Source organism: Gordonia sihwensis (assembly GCF_029632925.1).
GTDB lineage: Bacteria > Actinomycetota > Actinomycetes > Mycobacteriales > Mycobacteriaceae > Gordonia > Gordonia sihwensis.
In genome coordinates this window covers 3,964,656-3,986,402 of sequence record NZ_CP121248.1, presented here as the reverse complement: position 1 = coordinate 3,986,402, position 21,747 = coordinate 3,964,656, and the positions used below count along the sequence as shown (strand labels likewise).

Sequence of the window (21,747 nt, the reverse complement as noted above, 5' to 3'; positions counted from 1 at the left end):
CATGCCAGCAGACCGGGATCGGGGCTCGCGGACGCGGTCGCGGCAATCTTTCGCGGACCCTCGCGCCAGTGGGTCGCTCCTGTTAACCTTCCCACTAGAACATGTTTCAATTCAGGGAGTGGAAATGACTGCTGAGCAGCAGGAAACCGGACTTTCCGACAAGATCGCGGCCACCGTCGAGGCCTACATCGACGGCCTCAACTCGGGGTCGGCGGAGGACATCGTGAACCTGTACGCCGACGGCGCGACGGTGGAGGACCCGATCGGCGCACCCGTGCGCAGCACGCGTGACGAGCTCGTCGAGTTCTACAGCATCATCACCGGCCTCGAGAGCCGCGAAGCGACGCTGAAGTGGACCAAGATCGCCGGCGACACCGCGGTCTTCGAGTTCACGCTCGTGACCGGCACCGCGGGGATGAAGTTCGAGATCACCCCGGTCGACATCATGGTCTTCGACGACGACGGCAAGATCGCCGGCATGCGGGCCGTGTGGGAGCAGTCGGACCTCAAGCAGCTGTAGGTCGGACGGTCGGCCGACGCCGGCTATCGGTTGCGTGAGCCGCGCGGCCGGAGCACCACTTCGGTGGGGTGGGCGTCGGCCGGTGCGTTCACCGCTGACGCCACCGCCGCGGCGACGGTCTCCGCGCGCAGGTACTTCGACGGGTCGTACTCGGCGCCCTCGAAGGCGACGATGTCGCGCTGCATATCGGTGTCTATGCGTCCGGGGAAGATGGACGTGACCCGGAGTGCGGGTTCTTCGGCGCGCAGCCCGTCGGCCAGGGCCCGGAGCGCGAATTTGCTTGCGGCATAGGGCGTCCAATTGGCCCGCACGTTCATTCCCGCGCCTGAGTTGAGGAAGACGACGTGGCCGTCGGCGGCCCGCAACGCCGGGAGCAGCAGTCGGGTGACCTCGGCGGCTGCGATCACGTTGACATCCATCACCTGCCGCCATTCCTCGACGGGCGTGTCGGCGACGGCCTCGAGGCTGCTCGCGACTCCCGCGCTGTGAACGAGCACATCGAGACGGGTGACGGTCTCCAGAGCGGTTTCCAGGGCGGCGTAATCGGTGAGGTCCACCGGAAGAGTCACGGCGCCGTCCAATTCCGTTGCTACACGGTCGAGTTCGGCCGACCCGCGGCCGCCCAGAATCAAGTCGTGGGTCGGTGCGAGCGCTTTCGCGATCTGCGCACCGACCCCACGACTGGCACCGGTGATCAAAGCGGTAGGCATACCGTCGATCCTATTGAATGCCGGCTCTGCATGACGTCTCTCGGCTCAGTACTCCTCGGCGCCGACCAGGACGGCCTCCGGGTCCACCGTGTGCTCGTCGGGCTTGCTGCCTCCCGCGAGCACCAGGGCGGCCACGGCCACCGCGCAGTAGCCTGCGGCGAACCAGAACGGGGCGGCCATGCCGAACCACTCGGCGAGGTAGGCGACCATCACCGCAGAGGCGGCGGCGCCCATCCAGCGCAGGAAGCTGTATCCGGCGCTGGCCACCGACCGCGGGGTGGAGTCGTCGGCGGCCGACATCGCGACGCCGGTGAACAGCGTGTTCAGCACACCGGAGGGAATGCCCGAGAGCACCACGGCCAGACCGATCAGCCACACGTGATGATCGACGACGCCGATCGCGGCGAGCACCATCGTCACCAGGTAGGCGCCGATGGCGGAGAGGACGCCGCCGCGAGCACCGATGGCCGAGGCGATGCGCGGCCCGACGAAGACGCCGGAGAGCGCGGTCAGCAGACCCCATCCGAAGAAGACCATTCCGGCGTAGATGGGGCGCAGGCCCATCGCGATCGGTGCCCAGGCGATGACGGTGAACAGTGCGCCGGTGTAGAAGGCCGAGCCGATCGAGTTGATGAGCAGGCTGCGGTTCTTCAGCGCCTTGATCGGATCGAGTAGTTTGACTGGTTGCCGCTGTTCACGAGGTCCGTCGGCGGGGAGCATGACGGCGCACAGGACGGCGCCCGCGAGCATGAGCAGTGCGGTGCCGGCGAACGGTGCGCGCCACGTCCACTCGCCGAGGACGGCGCCGAGCAGCGGACCGACGGCCAGTCCCGCTCCCAGTGCGGCCTCGTACAGCAGGATCGCTCCCTGCTGGCCGCCTGTGGCCTGTCCGACGATGAAGGCGAGCGCGGTGGCGATGAACAGTGCGTTGCCCAGACCCCAGATGACGCGCAGGGCGATGAGCTGGTCGATGTTTCCGGCGAAGGTCGACAGGCCGGCCGCGATGACGATGCACACCAGTCCGGTGGTCAGGGTCCGCTTGGGGCCGAACCGGTACGCCGACCATCCGGTCAGCAGCATGGCCACCACCTGGACGCCCATGTAGACGCCGAACAGCAGCGTGAGCTTGGTCTCGGGCGCGCCGAGCGCCTCGCGGATGGTGTTGAGGATGGGGTCGACGAGGCCGATCCCCATGAACGCGATGACCGCGGCGAACGCGGTCACCCAGACGGTCCGCGGTTGCCCTTTGAAGGCCGCGGTGAGGGAGTGGGAGTCAGTGCTCATGAAAGCTCCATTCGAGTTTGCAGTTCACGCAGGGCGGGCAGGGCGGCTGCCAGGGCTGCGCGGTGATCGTCGGACAGGGTCTGCAGTGCGCGCGTGACGCTGTCGTCTCGACGGGTCCGGATGTCGCTGACGATCTCGGAGCCGGTGTCGGTGGCTGCGATGATCACTGCCCGGCGGTCGTCGGGATCGGGTTCGCGGGATACGTATCCGCCCCGGTGCAGGCCGTCGATCAGTGCGGTCGCGGTCGGCATCCGGATCGATTCGCGTTCGGCGAACTCGCCCATCCTCATCGGCCCGTAGTCCACGAGCGAGGCCAGTCCCGAGGCCTGGGCGGCGCTGAGCTCACTGATGGGCGAGTTGCGTCGCAGGGTCAGGTACAACCGCGTCACCGTGTGCCGCAGTCCTGAGGCGAGGTCGGGGGCGTTCTCATCGGTCACACTTCGTAAGGCTAATACTTCGTAAGCCTAAATAAAAGACCGCGGAGCCATCGATCGCCCTGTGAACAGGGAGTTCACGTCAGGAAAATGGGGAACGTCACACGTCCGGGACACCTCGACCACCGGAGTGAGACGGACCGACGCCGGTCAGAAGCGACCGCCGGTCCCGATGCGGCCCGAACTCGACGACCCGCCGTAGGAACCGGGACTGCGTCCGCCGGAGCTGTAGCCGCCGAACGATCCCGGACGCATCGTGCCGCGCAGAACGCTGTCGACGAGGATGCCGGTGAGGACGGCACCGGCGATCGGAGGACCGGACCGGTCGGCCGCGCCGGCAGCCCGTTGCTGGTCCTGCCAGGCGACGACGTCGTTCTGTGCCGCCATCAGCGCCTCGTCGGCGTTCCGGGACGCCTGCCGCGCCTGCTCCAGAGCCCGGTCGGGGTCGGTGTCGGAGAGCCGAACCGCTTCGGCGCCGAGTTGCTGCGCCCTCGACAGGCGGGTCCGGGCGACGGAGCCGACGGCACCGCGCCGGGTCTCGATGAAGTCGGCCGCGGCCTGCGTTTTGGCTTCGGCCGTCTCGAGCGCATTGGTTATCAGCTGGGTGCGCCGCGACGTCTCGTCGGCGGTCCGATGTGCGGCGGCCAGTGCGGCATCGAGGTCCGCGTCGGCCTCCGAAAGGGCAGCGAAGGCGCCCAGCGGGTCGGTGTCGGCCTCCGAGTCCGCGGTGGCGAGCGCCGCCTTCGCCTTCCCGATCGCAGCCGTGAGATCGGGTGGGGGAGCCGGCAGCCCCTCGGCCTGCGCCACCGCGGCCGTGACATCGGCCGTCAGCGGCGACAGGCCGTGACGAGCGCGGGCCAGGGTCGCGTCGGCCGAGTCGATCGCGTCGAGCAGTTTGGCGGCGGTCTCCAGCGCTCCCTCGGCCGACCGGATGTCGGCCACGACGGGTCCTTGCTGTCCGGCGGGCAGGGCGATCGCCTCGCGGCCCTGATCGGTGCTGTCCTCGGCGAACCGGAGTTGCTCACGCGCCAGGGCGACGTTCTGGCTGATCGAGGAGACCACGGTTCCGCCGTGCCGCTCGGTCAGCTCGGCCAGGGTGGCTTCGGATCGAGGCAGGCGGGCCGTGGTCTCCACGATCCGCCGTGTCAGCTCGTCGAGCCGTTCCTCGGCGTTGATCAGCAGGTTGCGCATGGCGTCGAATTTCTCCACCTGCTCGTCCAGCAGCGCATCCGCGTCCGAGCACGAGGTGATGATCTGCACCAGCATCGACCGCTGCTCGTCGGCGGTCTCCGGGATGTGATCGTCCAATCTCTGACGGAGAGCGAACGACGACGCCAGCGCGCGCTGGGCGGCGCCGAGCGCCGCGGTGAACGGCGCGGCGTCCGCCTCACCGAACTCGTCGATCGCGAGGACGAGTTCGTCGGCGCTGGTCTTGACGGCATTGTCGGTGTCGGTGAGCACCTCCCGCGACCATGCATGGAGTACTTCGAGGGGCTGCTCGGACAACTGGTCGACGGTCAACGAGTCGCCGGCTTCACGCAGATCGTCCACGTGCGCGGCGTGAGCCCGGCGTCGCCGCCTGCGGAGGTAGAGGAAGCCGCCGCCCGCGACCACGGCCGCGCCGCCGACCACCCCCGCGGCGATCGCTCCGGCGTGGGACTCATCGCCGGCCGCCGCCGCGTCGATCTCGTCGACGGTGTCGAGCGCCGACGCCGCCCACCGTCCCCGCTTCAGATCCGGGACCAACGTGTCGGTGGCGATGCTGTTGATCTCGTCCTGGGTGAGACCGTCGATCGCGGCCGGCGCGGTGAGCCGGTAGCCGCGATCCCCGGTGGCCACCGCCAGCAGTACGTCGCGGTCGCCGAAATCACTGAGGTCTTCGGTCTGGCGGGCCCAGTCGGCCGCCTTCATGCCGTCGAAGGAGTCGACGTAGACCACCCACATCTGGATCTTGTGGTCGTTGTAGAGAGCGTCGATCGCGGAGGCGATCTTGTCGTGGTCGGCCTCGCTGAAGACGCCGGCGGTGTCGACCACCTGATCGGCCATGCGCAGCGGCGCCTGAGCCCGAGCGCTGCCGGCCCCGGTGAAGAGCAGTGCCGCGAGGACCGCGAGAGCCGAGACCGTCACCATGAGTAGGCGGGCCCGGATCAGATGCTGGATGCTCGCGAAAACCATGGACTCAATCTAGCTTGTGAGTCTGACGGTTCTGGGTCGGTGAACGGGGCACGGTGGGTAACGAATGGGACGCGATCGTGATCGGTTCCGGTCCGAACGGATTGACCGCGGGAGCGGTGATGGCGCGTGCGGGCCGATCGGTGCTGGTCATCGAATCGGAGGACACGATCGGCGGCGGTTCGCGGACCGACGAGGCGTTCGGAACCGGAATTCGGCGCGACGTCTGCGCGGCCGTCCATCCGACCGGGCACGCATCGCCGGCGTTCGCCGAACTCGGCCTGGCGGACCGGGTCGAGTGGCTGGTGCCGGAAGTCTCTTTCGCCCATGTCTTCTCGCGAGGGGATGCGCTGGGCGTGTACCGCGATCCGGTGCGACTGGCGAGCGAGCTGGGCGACGATGCCCGGGCGTGGCGTCGGACGGTCGCGCTCGGCACCGGGGCGGCGCATGACGCGTTACGGATGCCCGCGTTTCCCCGGCATCTGCCGCGGATGGCGCGTTTCGGTCCGCAGGCCCTGATGCCGGTCGACGCGTTGGTCCGGTGGGCTTTCCGTACCGAACGGGTGCGCACCGCGTTCACGGCGGTGGCCGCGCACGCCATCCGGCCCTCGGACGCGCTCGGTTCGGCCGCCCCCGGACTTCTGCTGGGAACGCTGACCGAGGCGGGTTGGCCCGTTGCCGCCGGCGGATCCCAGTCCGTCGTCGACGCGCTGGCCGCGATCATCCTCGGCAACGGCGGGCGGATCGAGACCGGCCGGCGAGTGCGCTCGGCTCGCGAATTGCCGACCGCCGGGCAGGTCTTCTTCGACGTCTCGCCCCGCGCGCTGGTGCAGATCATGGGGGAGCGGCTGCCGTCCCGGTATGTCCGGCGTCTCGAGCGTTTCGAGTACGGCGGCGGTGTCTGCAAGGTCGACTTCCTGCTGCGCGAGCCGATTCCCTGGTCGGGGGCGGGCGCCGAGGAATTGTTGTCGACGGCTACCTTTCACATCGCGCGCGACCGCGCGCAGATCAGCGGCGCGGAGGCCGACGTCGCGGCCGGCCGGGTGCCCGACCGACCGTGGGTGCTCGGCGGCGAACCCACGCGGGTCGATCCCTCGCGTGCGCCGGCGGGAACTCACCTGGCATGGGCGTACTGCCACGTCCCCGCGGGCTGCGGGAGCGACGTCTCCGACCGGATCGTCGCCGAGATCGAACGGTGCGCACCGGGTTTCACCGACACGATCGAGGGTCGGATCGTCACGACCGCGTCCGGCTACGAGGACTACAACGCCAACTGCGTCGGAGGCGACATCAATTGCGGCGCAGCCAATCTGCGGCAGCTGTTGGCACGACCGGTGCTGTCGGCGCGGCCGCATCGGACTCCGGTACCCGGCGTGTACCTGTGCTCGTCGGCGACGGCCCCGGGTGGCGGTGTCCACGGTATGTCCGGCTACCGCGCGGCGAAGACGGCGCTCCGGGACGGCTGATCCGGCGTCGCGGACCCGTGCGATGCCTCAGCGCACCACCAGGTCGGTGGTGGTGGCGCTCAGCGTGATCGGGGCGATCGACTTGCCTCGCATCCACGTGTCGACGAAGCGGCGCAGCTCCGGGTCCCGGTCGCGATTCGCGAAGGCCTCGCGGGGGATCTCCACGGCGCCGACCAGATGGCGCGGGGTGCGGGTGAGGCCGACGTGCCCGGGCGTCATCCGCATACCGTCGGCGGTGTGCAGGAGCACCGGAATCCGATGGCCGTCGGGAGTGGTGACGGTGGCCGGCCGAGTGGTGACCGCGGGATCGAAACTCGACACCGACAGTCGGTAGCCGGACGGCGCCGCGGTGAGTCCCACCTCGTCGAGCATCCGCGGGTCGATGACGCTGTACGGGATACCGATATCGATGAGTGTCTGCCCGTCGACGAGCGCGGAGCGGGAGGGGAGGGACGCCGACAGATTCCACGGCTTCTCGGGGGCGAGCGTCTCCGCGGACCGATCGCCGGGCGAGTTCTCCAGGAGCCGGCCCTGCAGCGTGCTGCCGGTCGGGGTGAACGTCCACGTCGAGGCGTGAAGGTCCTTGTGCCAGAAGCCCGTTCGGCCGTTGCTCCGGCCTTCCACCCGGAGCTCGCGCTTCTCGGGGCCGGGACCGGTGGAGATCACGGTGATCGCGGAGGTGATCTCGCCGGGAATCTTGGGCTGGCGTGTCCAGTCGGGTGCGGGAAGCTGGACCGCGGCGGTCGACCGATCGAAGGCCTCGACAGTCAGGTTGGTGGCGCTGGGCTTCCCGGTCTGCGGGTCCCAGCTGTAGCGGAAGAACACCGAATCCGATCCGGAAGAGTCGAAATCAAAAGTGCGCGTGAACATGTCGCCGTACCGGTTGACGACGAAGGTGGTGGATCCGGCGGCCGAGAGGGCCACGGACTGGAACCGGCCGCCGAGCGGGCTGCCGATCTCGTAGCTGTCGTCGTTGGGCAGCCACGGATCGGCGTAGGTGATCCGGCTGCCGTCGCCGGTGAGCGCCGGGATCATCGTCATCTTCGCCTGACCGGAGGGGTGGACGCGGCCGGCGATATCCAGGTACGCCCGGTTGTCCGACGGCGAGGTCACGCTGAGCGCCCAGCCGCCGCGGCGGTCGTCCGGCAGCTTGCGGCCGGGGCCCGTCCACAGCATGGCGCCCCACGCGGAGGTCCAGTTCCACAGCAGCGGGGACTGGGTCACGTTGTCCATGGTGTAGATCCAGCCTTCTCGATCCACGCCGACCAGCTCGTCGTCGTCCAGTGAGATCGCGACGAGCCGTCCGCGCAGGCAGGACGGCAGGGGGACCGTCCGCCAGCGGCTGTCCGCTGCGGACCGCGGGGGACGCGGCCGGGTCACCAGCGTGCCGGAGTCGGTCAGTGCGAACTCCCAGAATCGATTGAACTGAGTCTTCTCGGTCCGCAGGTCCACGCGTGACGGCGCCTGCTTGCCCGTGTACTCGGCGAAGGTCGTCAGTCCGGTGCGATCACCGGTGGACGGAACGCCCGGCGGAATCTGTGCGGTGCCGAAGGGAACACACGACGCCGGTCCGGCGTGCGCGGCCGGGGCGCCGGACAGTGGCAGAACGATCGTCGTGACGATGCCGGAGAGCGCCGTCGCCAGGAGGATTCGAGAGAGCCGGTTCCGGGGTCGGGTCATGAATCCGGACTATATCGGGCGCGTCCCGGGCGGTGTCCGCTTCGGCCCATCGGGCCGGCACCGATTATGCGGTGCGCGAATCCCGCCAGCGCACCAGTTCCCGGACCGCCGTCAGGTCGTAGTCGGGTCCGCCGGTGGCGACCGTGAGGAGGGTGACGCCCTCGGCCGTGATGTCGTCGGCGAACCGAAGCATGGCGCCGACGTCGCCGTCGAAGCGGACCTCCGCCGACCGCTCGATCTCGGCCGGATCGCGTCCCACGTCGGCGCAGTGCCGAGCCAGGACACCAGACTTGTGGCGATACGACTCGACGTCGACGAACCCGTGCCAGAGATCGGCGTGTTCGGCGATGAGCCGCAGTGTCTTCTTCTCGCCGCTGCCGCCGATCAGCAGCGGAATATGGCGCGTGGGTGCGGGATTCAGCTTCGCGAGCCGTTCGGTGAGTCGCGGCAGGGAGGCACCGAGGGCGTCGAGTCGGCTGCCCTTGGTGCCGAAGTCGTATCCGTACTCGGTGTAGTCGCGCTGGAACCAGCCGCTGCCGATGCCGAGGATGAGACGACCGCCGCTGATGTGGTCGACGGTGCGCGCCATGTCGGCCAGCAGCTCCGGATTCCGGTAGCTGTTACAGGTGACGAGAGCGCCGAGCTCGACGCGGGAGGTCTGCTCGGCCCAGGCGCCGAGCATGGTCCAGCATTCGAAGTGGGCGCCGTCGGGGTCGCCCGACAGCGGGAAGAAGTGGTCCCAGTTGAAGACGATGTCGACTCCCGCGTCTTCGGCACGCATCACTGCGTCCCGGATGAGGGAGTACTCCGGTGAGTGCTGGGGCTGGAGCTGGACGCCGATTCGGATGGGGTGACTCATGGCTCCAGTGTGCCGTGCGGTCCGCCGCGGCGCCGGTTCTTGCCGCGCGCGCAAGCCGCGTCGCGGCGTGGCCGGTGATTGTGGGAGCGTCGAGGAGTGAGTGAACATCAGCACGACCACGATCAGCAGCAGGCTCCCCGTCATCCCGTCTCCGCGGCCGAGTGGGACGAACTCTACGAGTCGTCGGACCGGCTGTGGACCACCAACGTGAACCCCGCGCTCATCGCGGAAGTCGGTGATCTGCCTGCCGGTTCGGCATTCGACCTCGGGTGCGGCGAAGGCGCCGACGCCCGGTGGCTCGCCGACCACGGCTGGACGGTGGTGGGAGCAGACATCTCCACCGTGGCTCTCAAGCGTGCGGCCGCGACTGATTCACGTGAAACAATCACCTGGCTGCCGTTCGACGTCACCGCAGATCAGTTCGACCGCACGTACGACCTGGTGGCCCTGAGCTATTTCCACATCGCGACCGACGACGTCGCGGTCCTGCAGAAGATCGCCGATGCCGTGGGGCCCGGCGGCACGCTGCTCGTGGTGATGCACGACCCCGAGGGGATGCGCGCGCACGGGCGGAGCCCGGACGGGTTCCTCTGGCCCCGCGACATGGTACGTCTGCTGGGCGAGGGCTGGGAAGTGGTGACCGACGAGGCGCGCGACCGCGGCATCCCGGCGGGCGGCGGCCATCATGTGCGGGATGTGGTCCTCCGTATGCGCCGGGTCTGAGCTTTCCGCCGGTCGGTGGTGCCGCGGCTGGGAGATGTCGGACCCCGGTGAGACCCTCGCGGTATGAGAGTGGACGCGGGCACACGCAAGCAGGCATCGATCCTGCACGCCGACCTCGACTCCTTCTACGCGTCCGTGGAGCAGCGCGACGACCCGTCACTGCGCGGCCGTCCGGTGCTGGTCGGTGGCGGGGTGGTGGTGGCGGCGAGCTACGAGGCCAAGGCGATGGGTGTCCGCTCGCCGATGGCCGGTCGTGAAGCCCGAGCGCTCTGTCCTCGCGCGGTGATGGTGCACCCTCGGTTCGAGGCGTACACCGAGGCCAGCCGCGCGGTCTTCGCTATCTTCTCCGACTTCTCGCCGTTTATCGAGGGCATCTCCGTGGACGAGGCCTTCCTCGACGTCGGCGGCATGCACGCGATCGCCGGATCGCCCGTTCAGCTCGCGGCACGGCTGCGGGAGCGGGTGCGCCGCGAGGTGGGCCTGCCCATCACTGTCGGGGTCGCGAGCACCAAGTTCGTGGCCAAGGTGGCGAGCGCGGTGGGCAAGCCGGACGGTCTGCTCGAGGTCCCCGCGGGAGGCGAACTCGACTTCCTTCACCCGTTGCCCGTGCGACGGCTGTGGGGCGTGGGCGCCAAGACCGAGCAACGCCTGGCCGAGGCCGGGATCGAGACCGTGGGCCAGATCGCGTCGCTGGGCGAGGAACGGCTGTCGATGCTGCTGGGTCGCGGCCCGGGCAGGCACCTGTACGCACTGTCGATGGCTCGCGATCCACGGCGCGTTCAGACAGGCAGACGCAGACGTTCCATCGGGGCTCAACGGGCGCTGGGTCGTCGGTGGCGGTCGGAGGCGGATATAGAAGCAACACTCGTCGCGATCGTCGACGGCCTGGGCCGCCGTCTCCGGTCGGCGCAGCGGCTCGTGCGAACGGTGGTGCTGCGTCTGCGCTTCCACGACTTCGAGCGAGTGACGCGGTCGCGGACGCTATCCGAACCGACCGACCGCACCGATATCGTTCTCGCGGTGGCGCGGGGTCTGCTCGACGAGGCGATGCCGCTGATTCGTGAGCGCGGCTGCACGCTGATCGGGCTGTCGCTGACCAACCTCGCCGATCACGGCGCCGTTCAGCTCGCGTTACCGCTCGACGGCGCCGACCACGCCGGCGACCTCGACCTGGCCATCGACTCGCTGCGGTCGAGATTCGGGAAGGGTGCGGTGACGCGGGGAGTGCTGGTCGGCCGTCCACATCTGCCCGAGAGCCCGATGCTGCCGGATTGACGGCGCCCCGGTCTGGGGGTCACGGTCTGATGGGTTCACGGAATCAAGACCACTTTGCCGCCGGCATGCCCGGCGGCCACCAACCGCAGCGCCTCGACCGCACGATCGAGCGGGAAGGTGCGCGCGATCGGCACCGTCAGCTCGCCGGCCGCGAGCAACTCGAGGAGTTCGCCGCGCACACCGTCCCGGAACGTCGCGCTGGCGGGGTCGGCGCCCGAGAGCGCGTCGAAGCCGTACTCGCGCGCGGCTTCGTGGTCGACGACGGTGAGAATCCGATCGCGATCGGCCACCAGCTCCAGTGACGCGGCCGTCGCCTCTGGGCCTCCGGCCGCGTCGAGCGCTGCGACCACCGGACCGGGTGCGGCGTCGCGGACGCGCCGAGCCAGTCCGGGACCGTAGGGCACCGGAATACCCCCGAACCGTGAGACCGCGTCCGACCGACCGGTACCGGCCGTGCCGACGACGGTGACCCCGGCTCGACGCGCCAATTGCAGGAAGACGGCGCCGACGGCGCCCGAGGCGCCGTGCAGGAGCACCGTCTCGCCGGACACCGCACCGGACCGCGACAGCAGCTCGGCCGCCGTGCACCCCGCGAGAAGCAGCCCCGCGGCCTGGTCGTCGGGCACCGCATCCGCCAGGACGAAGGCCTTCTCGGCGGGGATGGTGATCGCCGACGCGTAACCGCCGTGCACGCGGAAGGCCGCGACGCGATTGCCCACCGACACCGCCCCGGACCCGGCGCGGGTCCGCGGTCCCATGGCGGTCACCACCCCCGCGATCTCGTAGCCGATCGGCAGCGGCAGGAGAGCGGGGTCGGGGGCCCTGAGCGTGTGCTTGAGGTCGGCGGGATTCACTCCGGCGGCCGTGACGCGGACGGTGAGTTGTCCGGGGCCGGGAGCTGCGGGTTCGCAGGCGACGGCCCGGAAGTCGTCGAGCCCGCCGAAGCCGTCCGCCACCCACCTGATGCCCGTCATGACGTGCAGCCTACTGCGCACATTATGGTGACCTGCATGACAAGCAATGTTGACGCGTCCAACCCCGATCTGGTCACCGTGGACGTGCCCACCCACTGGTACAACCTCGCCGCGGAGCTCGACGAGCCGATTCCGCCGCACCTGCACCCCGGAACCAAGGAACCGGTCGGGCCCGACGATCTGGCCGCGCTCTTCCCCGCCGGTCTGATCGCCCAGGAGGTCTCCACCGAGGCCTACATCGAGATCCCTGAGCCGGTTCGTGAGATCTACCAGATGTGGCGGCCGTCGCCGCTGTTCCGCGCCCGCAAATTCGAAGAGGCGCTGAACACGAAGGCGCGGATCTACGTCAAGTACGAGGGCGTCAGCCCGGTCGGCAGCCACAAGACGAACTCGGCTGTCGCGCAGGCGTATTACAACAGCATCGACGGGGTCAAGAAGCTCACCACCGAGACCGGCGCAGGTCAGTGGGGCAGCGCTCTCTCGTTCGCGGGCGCGCAGTTCGGTCTCGACGTGGAGGTATGGCAGGTGCGGGCGTCGTACGACTCCAAGCCGTACCGGGGCTTTCTCATCCGCACCTACGGCGGCACGCTGCACCCGAGTCCCTCCGACCTCACCGAGGCCGGACGCGCGATGCTGGCGAAGGACCCCGACACCACCGGCAGCCTCGGCATGGCGGTGTCGGAGGCGGTGGAGGTGGCGGCCGCGAACGATGACACCCGCTACGCGCTGGGCAGCGTGCTGAACCACGTCGTGCTGCACCAGAGCGTGATCGGCCTCGAGGCCGTCGATCAGTTGAACGCGGTGGAGCCCGGCGGCGCCGACGTCGTCTTCGGTTGCGCGGGCGGCGGATCGAACCTCGCGGGCCTGTCCTTCCCATTCCTGCGCGAGAAGCTGCACGGCCGTTCCGATCCGCGGATCGTCGCGGCCGAGCCGTCGGCCTGTCCGTCTCTGACCCAGGGTGAGTACCGCTACGACCACGGCGACGTCGCGGGCCTCACGCCGCTGCTGAAGATGCACACGCTCGGTATGGACTTCGTCCCGGACCCCATCCACGCCGGCGGTCTGCGCTATCACGGCATGGCGCCCGCGCTCAGCCACACGGTGGAGCTGGGTCTGGTGGAGGGCGTCGCGATCGACCAGCGCGCCGCCTTCAGCGCGGGCATCACGTTTGCGCGCACCCAGGGCATCGTGCCCGCCCCGGAGTCGACCCACGCCATCGCCGCGTGCGCCGAGCACGTCGCGAACAGCGACAAGGAGGAGGTCGTCGTGATCGGGCTCTCCGGGCACGGTCAGCTCGATCTGCCCGCCTACGCGGAGTTCTTGAACGGCTCCTTCTGACGGCTGTCGGGCCGGCCGGTTCCGGATCCGGACGGGCGGGCCCGATGCGGTCCGTGCGCGTCCCGACTCCTGCGGTTCGACGAATGCTGAGACAATCGGGACGGTAGTACTGAGAGTGGTGGAATTGCCGGGTCGCCGCACGGCGCGACCGGGAGACAGAGAAGGAACTTCATGGTCGAAACAGGACAGCGTCTGGCGCAGATCGGCGTCACCGGGCTCGCGGTGATGGGCTCCAACATCGCCCGCAACTTCGCGCGGCACGGGCACACCGTCGCGCTGCACAACCGCAGCATCGCAAAGACCGATGCGCTCATCGAGGCGCACGGCGGCGAGGGCGATTTCATCCGCACCGAGACCATGGAGGAGTTCGTCGGCGCGCTCGAGCGGCCGCGCCGCGTCCTCATCATGGTCAAGGCCGGCGACCCGACCGACGCCGTGATCGAAGAACTCGCGAACCTGATGGAGCCCGGCGACATCATCATCGACGGCGGTAACTCGCTGTACACCGACACGATCCGCCGCGAGTCGGCGATGGCCGCGCGGAACCTGAACTTCGTCGGCGCGGGCATCTCCGGCGGCGAGGAGGGCGCTCTCAACGGTCCGTCGATCATGCCCGGCGGACCCGCCGAGTCGTACGAGTCGCTCGGTCCGCTGCTGGAGTCGATCTCGGCGCACGTCGACGGCGTCCCGTGCTGCACGCACATCGGTCCCGACGGTTCGGGCCACTTCGTCAAGATGGTGCACAACGGCATCGAGTACGCCGACATGCAGCTCATCGGCGAGGCGTACGACCTCATGCGCAACGTGCTCGGCATGGAGGTCGCCGAGATCGCCGACGTATTCCGCGAATGGAACACCGGCACCCTCGACAGCTACCTGATCGAGATCACCGCCGAGGTGCTGTCGCAGGTGGACGCCGAGACCGGCAAGCCGCTCGTCGACGTGATCGTCGACGCCGCGGGCCAGAAGGGCACCGGCCGCTGGACGGTGAAGTCGGCACTCGACCTCGGCATCCCGACCACCGGCATCGCCGAAGCCGTCTTCGCGCGCGCCCTCTCGAGTTCGACGTCCCAGCGCGAGAGCGCGCGAGGGCTCGTCGCGGGCACCGCCGGCGCGCAGGCCCCGGCCGACAAGGCGGCTTTCGTCGAAGACATCCGGAAGGCGCTGTACGCGTCGAAGGTCGTGGCGTACTCGCAGGGCTTCGACCAGATCGCGGCGGGAAGCGCCGAGTACGGCTGGAGCGTGGATCCGGGCAAGCTCGCCACCATCTGGCGTGGTGGATGCATCATCCGGGCCAAGTTCCTGGACCGCATCCGGGAGGCCTACGCCGAGAATCCGGAGCTTCCCGCGCTGCTGCTGGCTCCGTACTTCCGTGACGCGGTCGAGGACTCGGTGGAGAGCTGGCGGCGGGTCATCGTCACCGCGACTGCGATGGGTGTCCCGGTGCCGGCCTTCGCGTCGTCGCTGTCGTACTACGACGCGCTGCGGGCCGAGCGGCTGCCGGCCGCTCTGACCCAGGGGCTGCGGGATTACTTCGGTGCGCACACCTACCTGCGCGTCGACAAGCCCGGCTCGTTCCACACGCTCTGGAGCGGTGATCGCAGCGAGGTCGAGGCGTAGCGCTTCCAAGATCAGTCCCTAGACGGGCCTTCGAGGGCAATGTTCCCTCGAAGGACCGTCTGCGTCCTGAACTTGGCACAGCGGTCTCGGTATGAGTGCTGCCGGTGCGCTATGTCCACATCCGGTTCGGTGTCTCAGACCGCCCACAAGCGATCCTGCGCATCAACGGTGGACAGGTCATCGCGACAGCTTCGCCTGCCGGCGGATCACCCGGGGCGCCGATCCCAGCTCGTTCTTGCGGTTTTCGAATCGCTGCGCTTGCCTCGACCACCGGAGGGGACCGGGTTGTGACTGCGGCCGAAGTACTGTTTAAGCTGGACATATGTCGAAAGTGCTGAGCTCGTTGCCGAAGGGAGAGCGCGTCGGAATCGCGTTCTCGGGTGGTCTGGACACCTCCGTCGCCGTTGCATGGATGCGCGAAAAGGGCGCTATCCCTTGCACTTACACCGCCGACCTCGGCCAGGCCGATGAGCCGGACATCGCTTCGGTGCCCGGCCGCGCGGGTCAGTACGGTGCGGAGATCTCGCGCCTGGTGGACTGCCGCGCCGCGCTCGTGGAGGAGGGCCTCGTCGCACTGCAGTGCGGTGCCTTCCACATCCGTACCTCCGGCAAGACGTACTTCAACACCACGCCGCTCGGCCGCGTGGTGACCGGAATGCTCCTGGTCCGCGCCATGAAGGAGGACGGCGTCGACATCTGGGGCGACGGCTCCACCTACAAGGGCAACGACATCGAGCGGTTCTACCGCTACGGACTGATGGCGAACCCGAACCTGCGGATCTACAAGCCGTGGCTCGACACCCAGTTCGTGGAGGAGCTCGGCGGCCGCCACGAGATGAGCCAGTGGCTGACCGAACGCGATCTGCCGTACCGCGACTCCCAGGAGAAGGCGTACTCCACCGATGCCAACATCTGGGGCGCCACCCACGAGGCCAAGACCCTCGAGCACCTCGACCACGGTCTCGACGTGGTGGAGCCGATCATGGGCGTCGCCGCATGGCGGGACGACGTGGAGGTCGCCACCGAGGACGTCTCCATCCGGTACGAGCAGGGCCGCCCGGTCGCCATCAACGGCGAGGTCTTCGACGACGCCGTCGCTCTCGTCCTGAAGGCCAACGAGATCGGCGGCCGCCACGGGCTGGGCGTCTCGGATCAGATCGAGAACCGCATCATCGAGGCCAAGTCGCGTGGTATCTACGAGGCACCGGGCATGGCGCTGCTGCACATCGGCTACGAGCGTTTGGTGAACGCGATCCACAACGAGGACACGGTCGCGAACTACCACAACGAGGGCCGTCGCCTGGGTCGCCTCATGTACGAGGGCCGGTGGATGGACTCGCAGGCGCTCATGCTGCGCGAGTCGCTGGTGCGCTGGGTGGGCTCGGCAATCACCGGCGAGGTGACCGTCCGACTGCGCCGCGGCGACGACTACCACTTCCTCAACACCACCGGACCCGGCCTCTCGTACCACCCGGACAAGCTGTCGATGGAGCGAGTCGGCGACGCCGCGTTCGGTCCGTCCGACCGCATCGGCCAGCTCACCATGCGCAACCTCGACATCGCCGATTCGCGTGCGCGCCTGGAGCAGTACGCGCAGCTCGGCATCGTCGGTGGCGCGACCGCAGACCTGGTCGGCGAGCTGTCCGCGGGCGGTGCGCAGGCGATCGCCGGCGGCCAGCCAGAGGACGCGGCATCCGAGTCGCTCGACCGCGCGGCGATCGATTCCGGCGTCGACTAGCGCTCATGGCCGCCAAACGGATCGGGATCGTCGAAGATCACGAGTCGATGGTGCTGGGGGTCCGGGCGATGCTCGACGGCCACGTTGGCCTGTCGCTGATGGCGTCGTCGGACACGGTCGAAGGGCTGCTCGCGCAGCAGGTCTGCCTGGATCTGGTGCTGCTGGATCTGCGGCTGGCCGACGGCTCGTCGCCGACGGCCAACATCGAGGCCTTGCACGACGCGGGTCTATCGGTCCTTGTCTACACCGGTGCGGAGAACCCGTACCTGGTCCGTCTGGCGGCGAAGGCGGGGGTGCTCGGCATCGTGCGTAAATCCGCCCGGGTGGAGCGGGTCGTCGAGGCGATCGCCACGGCTGCGGAAGGCAACCCGGTCATCACCACCGAGTGGGCGGCGGCCGTCGACGGCGACCCCGACCTCGATGCCACCGGCCTGAGTCCTCGGCAGCAGGAGGTGCTCTCGCTGTACGCCTCGGGGGAGAAGGCCGACCGGGTGGGGCGCATGCTGGGGTTGTCGACGGAGACGGTCAACGACTACGTCGCGCGGATCCGGGCGAAGTACGCCGCAGCCGGTCGGCCCGCAGGCACCAAGGTGGATCTCTATCAGCGGGCCGTCGAGGACGGACTGCTGCCGATCCCCGAGCGCGACCAGTGAGCGGCGCCGTCAGATACGCCGCTCCCGAGCGGCGGCACGACAACCTGGACCGGATCAGGCGGATGTTCGCGTTGTTCGCGGCGGTCGGTTACGTGGGGTACTTGATCCTCCTGTTGCCGGCGATCCTCCAGCTCGCACCGCTGATGAGCTCCTGGTGGACGCCGGCGATGTGCGCGATCGTCTTCGTCCCCGGCCTGACGCTGGGAGTGACCGCTCTGATCGGCGTGCCGCGCTGGACGCGGGCGACGGCGGCCGTCGCCGCCCTCAGCTTCTTCGTCGCGGTCCTCACCTGGCCGATCGCCTGGGACGGCACCACCGTCCCGGCCGGCGACGGTGTGTGGCTGGCGGCGTTTCCCGGGCTCGCCAGCATCGCCGCGGTGCTGGCGTGGCCGGCCTGGGCGGCCTTTGCGCACATGGTGTTCGGCTGCGTCTGCGTGCAGCTCATCAACTTCGTGATCCGCGGCGAAGTGGATCCGGGACAGCTCGCTCCCGAGATCGCCTTCGCAATCATGTTCTGCAGCTTATTTGTCGGTGCGGCCGTGATGGCGCTGCGCACCGGGAGGATTCTGGACGAGACCACCGATCGTGCCCATGCGGCGGCCGCGACCGCCGCAGCCGAGCGGGCCCGCGACACCGAACGCGAACGCTTCGACGCGCTGATTCACGACAGCGTGATGTCCACCCTGCTGACCGCCTCCCGGGGCGGGGCGCAGGAGCACGTGCCGCGGCTGGCGGCCGCCACCCTCGCCGAACTCGACGAGATCCGTTCGGGACTGCCCACTGACCGTCCATTCGGCCTCGAGGCCGCCGTGGTGCACCTGCGTGCGACAACTACCGAGGCGGACCCGGGGGCGGAGTTCGCCGTCGACGCACCGACGTCCGATTCTGATGCCGCGCAGGTGGAGCTGCCGAGCGAGGCGGTGCGTGCGGTGAGCGCGGCACTGGCCGAAGCCCTTCGCAACAGCCGCCGACACGCAGGGGCCGATGCGCGGTGCACCGTGCGAGGACGGTTGGACGCCGATTCGATCAGCATCGAGGCGACCGACGACGGCGTCGGTTTCGACCCGGATGCGGTATCGGCCCATCGACTCGGCATCGCGGTCAGCATCCGGGCCCGGATGGACCGGGTCCCGGGAGGGTCGACCGCGATCGAGTCGGCGCCCGGCGCCGGGACCACCGTCCGACTGGGATGGACACGGTGATGGGACAACTCCCGGCCGGCGGCGATATCGGTGACCTGATGGGTCTGCGGACCGTCGCCGCGAAGGCGCTCGTGGCGGTCTTCATCGGAACGTTTGCGCTGGTAGGCGTGATGACGCGCCCCGCAGGGAGCGGGGCGGCCGGATGGCTGGCGGAGATCGTCGCCTGGGGGGTGACGAGCGTTGCTGCGGTCGCACTGATCCAGGTGCCGGGAGATCCGTTACGGCGGTCGGTGACGGCAGCCGTCGCCGCCGCCGGCCCGGTGGCCACGGTGTCGGTGCTGCTGGTGGTCGACGATCCGGGGGTGCGCATCCTGACCTTCTGGCCTTTGTCGGCGACAACGGCGCTGTGCACCTACCTCTGTGTACGCGGCCGCACAGGCGTCGCGTGGGTCTCGATGCTGGTGGCGATCGGCGCGACCGCACTGTGGGCCGTCGGCATCGGCGAAGGCGCCGGGTACGGGATCTCGATCTCGCTGATCAACCTGGCGCCGCTTGTGATGTCGTCCTTCTTCGCCATCACGATCCGGCCGGCGGCGCGCGAGATCTTTCTGATGCAGGGGGCCGGCACCGAGGCCGCGGCTGCGGAGGCCGCGCGGCGCGCGGTCCTCGACGAACGCGACCGGCAACTCGGCCGACTCGACGACCAAGCGCGCCCCTTGCTCGAGCGGCTCGTCGACGCGGCGCCGCTCTCGGCGGACGAACGCGATGAGTGCAGTCTGGTCGAGGCGCGGTTGCGTGATTCGCTGCGGGCGCCGACATTCGACGTCCGCAGTGTTGCCGACGCGGCGCGTCAGGCACGACGTCGAGGGGTGGAGGTGATCTTGCTCGACGATCACGGGCTCGTCGGTGCAGACGATGACGTCCGCGAGCGGGTGATCGGCGGTGCCGTCACCGCGCTCGCCGCGGCTCGTGCGGGGACCGTCACGATTCGCATCCTGCCGCCGCGGCGTCGCGTCGTGGCGACTGTTCTGCAGGTCGCCGGCGACGTCGTCGTCCGCGAGGAGTACGACGGCGAAGGTCGTCTGGTCGGCAGCGACTGACCCCGGGAGCAGGCCCCTGACCTCTGTCGCCTCTTGGGAGGACAGAGGAATTGGGGTCTTTCTCGTGCGCCGATGTCGCCATACCGTCCGAAGGGAAGGCATGGCGGCGGGACATCGGCGAGGAGGCGAGGAGAATGACGGGCTCCGGGGCAGTGGCGCGGCAGTCGGGGACAGGCCAGTCGGTCGGGGTGTGGAGTGAGAATCCGTGGCAGCGGGAAGTGCTCATGGTGTGGATGAATCGGTTCGGGTATCCGGTGGTCGCTGTCGACACGGCCGGACTCCTGGCGGGGGCGACGCGCGTCGTGGTGGTCGGAGCCGGCGATCGTCTCGCGCTGCGTCGGTTCGGCCGCTCAATGGCCGGACGCGTCATCGTCGTCGGCGGTACGGTCGAGAAAGCCGATATCCGCTCCGGCGTTCATCATGTCACTGAAGGCCCAGACATCGACCACCGTCTTAACCTCCTGCTGACCAGAACGCTGGGCCCGACGTCCGGCCGGACTCCGATGTCGGCGCGGGAACGGGAGATTCTGACCACGTATGTGATGGGTGCGACCGTCGAGGAGACCGCGACCCGGCATTTCGTCGCCGCCAGCACGGTTCGCACTCACTATCGGCGCGTCTCGGCCAGGTACGACGACGCCGGGCTGCCGGTGGCGAACAAGACCCACCTGTTGTTGCGGATGGTCGCCGACGGTTGGATTCAGCTCGACGGCGTGCTTCCCGAATCGGAGCGGGCCACGTCCGCGGTCGAGGTGGCGTGAGGGGCGGGCCTCGACCGGGGTGAAGAGCCGACGGGCTCGATGACCGACGGGCGGCGTCAGGCACCCCCGCGGCTAGCGGCGTCTCACTCTTCGACCACCGGCGCCGCCGGACTCCGTTCGACCGACCCCGGGCGCAGTGCGCTCGCGGCGAGCGGGAACAGGAGCACCGACAGCACGCCGGCGCCGACGAGGACCGCCGCCTGCGTGCCGGTCAAGACGTCTTGGCGGACACCGATGTCGGTGGCGACCGCGATGATCGGAAGGCCGGTGGCGCCGTAGAGCCCGGTGGCGATTCGCTCGCGGCGGCCGGCGCCCTCGGGTGCGGCGAGCATCGACGGGAGCCCGCGGATCAGGAGCAGCGCCACCAGGACCACGGGGATCCAGGCGAAGGCGAGCGGATGGTCGAGCAGGGACTGCAGATCGAACTTCACACCCGTGTAGACGAAGAAGATCGGGACGAGGAAGCCGAACGCGACGGCGTCGATCTTGGCCTCCACCGACCGCTGCGTCTGTTCGTCGGCATCTCGGATGAGGAGCTTCCAGACGATGCCCGCGGTGAACGCGCCCAGCAGCATGTCGATGCCGAGCTGGACGGTCAGGAAGACCATCACGGCCAGAATGGCCAGCACGGTGCGGACCGCGAACTGCGCCGACGTGTGCAGGGTCGATTCGACGAAGGCGTGCAGGCGACGATGAGAGGTGCGGCCGGCCTGGATCATCGCGACCACCGCGATGAGTCCGAAGAGCAGCAGGACCACGCTCGCCGTCCCGAACGAGCGGCCGCCGAGGAAGAGTGAGATGGCGATGATCGGCCCGAATTCGCCCGCGGCGCCGATCGCTCCGACGGCGACGCCGAACGGAGTGGTGAGGTCACCGGAATCGCGGAGGATCGGCAGCAGGGTTCCCAGAGCCGTCGACGCCAGGCTGATCCCGATGATCACCGCGCCCAATCCGGGTGAGACAGCGAAGCCCGCCGCGATCCCGACCGTGATACTGATCAGCCAACCGAGCCAGGCGCGCCGAGCCGTGCGTCCGCGAACCGCCGACCGGGTGATCTCGGTTCCCGCGATGAAGAACAGCAGGTTGACACCTAAGTCGGAGAGCCGGCCGAACAGCTCCGATTCACCGACCCAGCCCAGCAGGGCAGGCCCGGCCACGACGCCGAGGCCGAGTTCGAAGACGACCACCGGAACCGCTGCCCAACGAGAGACGGATCTCGCCAGGAGCGGCGCTGCGAAGACCAGGAGGGGAACGACGAGCACGGTGGTCGCGGTGGGGCTCACCGGCTGATTCTAGAA

Annotated in this window: 19 protein-coding genes; 11 read left to right on the top strand and 8 right to left on the bottom strand. The window is 69.2% G+C overall.

Translation table 11 applies throughout. The annotated features are described in order from the left end of the window. Positions 1-124 precede the first annotated feature (124 nt). Positions 125-520, top strand: coding sequence for a nuclear transport factor 2 family protein (locus P5P27_RS18985; RefSeq protein ID WP_006896733.1), 396 nt, complete (start codon positions 125-127; stop codon positions 518-520). A gap of 23 nt (positions 521-543) precedes the next feature. Here P5P27_RS18985 and P5P27_RS18980 read toward each other — a convergent pair whose 3' ends face one another. From P5P27_RS18980 to P5P27_RS18965, 4 genes are all read right to left on the bottom strand, one after another. Beyond that, positions 544-1,230 carry an SDR family oxidoreductase gene (locus P5P27_RS18980; RefSeq protein WP_278125540.1) on the bottom strand — a complete coding sequence of 229 codons (687 nt, stop codon included), beginning with the start codon at positions 1,228-1,230 and terminating at the stop codon, positions 544-546. A 45-nt stretch (positions 1,231-1,275) separates the two neighbouring features. After that, on the bottom strand, positions 1,276-2,514 hold the full coding sequence (locus P5P27_RS18975; RefSeq protein WP_006896731.1) for an MFS transporter: 1,239 nt from the start codon (positions 2,512-2,514) through the stop codon (positions 1,276-1,278). After that, positions 2,511-2,951: a MarR family winged helix-turn-helix transcriptional regulator gene (locus tag P5P27_RS18970; protein WP_045538193.1), complete on the bottom strand. Its 441-nt coding sequence runs from the start codon at positions 2,949-2,951 to the stop codon at positions 2,511-2,513. The genes P5P27_RS18975 and P5P27_RS18970 overlap by 4 nt, the downstream gene beginning before the upstream one ends. 147 nt (positions 2,952-3,098) lie before the next feature. Then, positions 3,099-5,123, bottom strand: coding sequence for a TPM domain-containing protein (locus P5P27_RS18965; RefSeq protein WP_278125537.1), 2,025 nt, complete (start codon positions 5,121-5,123; stop codon positions 3,099-3,101). Between the two features lie 53 nt (positions 5,124-5,176). Here P5P27_RS18965 and P5P27_RS18960 point away from each other — a divergent pair, with 53 nt between their 5' ends. After that, positions 5,177-6,586 (top strand): phytoene desaturase family protein, encoded by a 1,410-nt coding sequence (locus tag P5P27_RS18960; RefSeq protein ID WP_278125535.1) that lies wholly within the window; start codon positions 5,177-5,179, stop codon positions 6,584-6,586. A 27-nt stretch (positions 6,587-6,613) separates the two neighbouring features. On the opposite strand, the gene P5P27_RS18955 is transcribed toward P5P27_RS18960, so the two are convergent. Together P5P27_RS18955 and P5P27_RS18950 are read right to left on the bottom strand one after the other, a co-directional pair. Further along, a complete protein-coding gene (locus tag P5P27_RS18955; RefSeq protein ID WP_278125534.1) occupies positions 6,614-8,266 on the bottom strand; it encodes a hypothetical protein in 1,653 nt (550 codons plus the stop codon). Positions 8,267-8,330: 64 nt separating this feature from the next. Further along, positions 8,331-9,125 (bottom strand): LLM class F420-dependent oxidoreductase, encoded by a 795-nt coding sequence (locus tag P5P27_RS18950; protein ID WP_006896726.1) that lies wholly within the window; start codon positions 9,123-9,125, stop codon positions 8,331-8,333. A gap of 96 nt (positions 9,126-9,221) precedes the next feature. Between P5P27_RS18950 and P5P27_RS18945 the strand changes: the two genes are divergently transcribed. Both P5P27_RS18945 and dinB read left to right on the top strand, forming a co-directional pair. After that, on the top strand, positions 9,222-9,848 hold the full coding sequence (locus tag P5P27_RS18945; protein WP_278125530.1) for a class I SAM-dependent methyltransferase: 627 nt from the start codon (positions 9,222-9,224) through the stop codon (positions 9,846-9,848). A gap of 63 nt (positions 9,849-9,911) precedes the next feature. Further along, positions 9,912-11,123: a DNA polymerase IV gene (gene dinB, locus P5P27_RS18940; RefSeq protein ID WP_006896724.1), complete on the top strand. Its 1,212-nt coding sequence runs from the start codon at positions 9,912-9,914 to the stop codon at positions 11,121-11,123. Between the two features lie 35 nt (positions 11,124-11,158). Here dinB and P5P27_RS18935 read toward each other — a convergent pair whose 3' ends face one another. Next, complete coding sequence (locus P5P27_RS18935; RefSeq protein WP_278125528.1) at positions 11,159-12,097, bottom strand: quinone oxidoreductase family protein; 939 nt, start codon at positions 12,095-12,097, stop codon at positions 11,159-11,161. 36 nt (positions 12,098-12,133) lie between these two features. Here P5P27_RS18935 and P5P27_RS18930 point away from each other — a divergent pair, with 36 nt between their 5' ends. The 7 genes from P5P27_RS18930 to P5P27_RS18900 all read left to right on the top strand — a co-directional run bounded on the left by P5P27_RS18930 (position 12,134) and on the right by P5P27_RS18900 (position 20,449). Further along, the gene (locus tag P5P27_RS18930) at positions 12,134-13,435 is read left to right on the top strand and encodes a TrpB-like pyridoxal phosphate-dependent enzyme (protein ID WP_278125527.1); all 1,302 of its coding nucleotides are present in this window, start codon (positions 12,134-12,136) and stop codon (positions 13,433-13,435) included. A gap of 171 nt (positions 13,436-13,606) precedes the next feature. Next, a complete protein-coding gene (gene gndA / locus P5P27_RS18925; protein ID WP_278125525.1) occupies positions 13,607-15,055 on the top strand; it encodes an NADP-dependent phosphogluconate dehydrogenase in 1,449 nt (482 codons plus the stop codon). 322 nt (positions 15,056-15,377) lie between these two features. Beyond that, on the top strand, positions 15,378-16,793 hold the full coding sequence (gene argG / locus P5P27_RS18920; RefSeq protein WP_006896720.1) for an argininosuccinate synthase: 1,416 nt from the start codon (positions 15,378-15,380) through the stop codon (positions 16,791-16,793). A gap of 5 nt (positions 16,794-16,798) precedes the next feature. After that, the gene (locus P5P27_RS18915; RefSeq protein ID WP_006896719.1) at positions 16,799-17,446 is read left to right on the top strand and encodes a response regulator transcription factor; all 648 of its coding nucleotides are present in this window, start codon (positions 16,799-16,801) and stop codon (positions 17,444-17,446) included. Continuing rightward, positions 17,443-18,648, top strand: a complete 1,206-nt coding sequence (locus P5P27_RS18910) for a sensor histidine kinase (RefSeq protein ID WP_278125522.1) — start codon at positions 17,443-17,445, stop codon at positions 18,646-18,648. The genes P5P27_RS18915 and P5P27_RS18910 overlap by 4 nt, the downstream gene beginning before the upstream one ends. After that, the gene (locus P5P27_RS18905; RefSeq protein WP_278125520.1) at positions 18,648-19,688 is read left to right on the top strand and encodes a hypothetical protein; all 1,041 of its coding nucleotides are present in this window, start codon (positions 18,648-18,650) and stop codon (positions 19,686-19,688) included. The genes P5P27_RS18910 and P5P27_RS18905 overlap by 1 nt, the downstream gene beginning before the upstream one ends. Before the next feature lie 134 nt (positions 19,689-19,822). After that, positions 19,823-20,449 carry a helix-turn-helix transcriptional regulator gene (locus P5P27_RS18900; protein WP_278125519.1) on the top strand — a complete coding sequence of 209 codons (627 nt, stop codon included), beginning with the start codon at positions 19,823-19,825 and terminating at the stop codon, positions 20,447-20,449. A gap of 83 nt (positions 20,450-20,532) precedes the next feature. Here the strand turns inward: P5P27_RS18900 and P5P27_RS18895 are convergent, their stop codons facing one another. Beyond that, positions 20,533-21,732 carry a cation:proton antiporter gene (locus P5P27_RS18895; protein WP_278125518.1) on the bottom strand — a complete coding sequence of 400 codons (1,200 nt, stop codon included), beginning with the start codon at positions 21,730-21,732 and terminating at the stop codon, positions 20,533-20,535. Between the last annotated feature and the right edge of the window lie 15 nt (positions 21,733-21,747).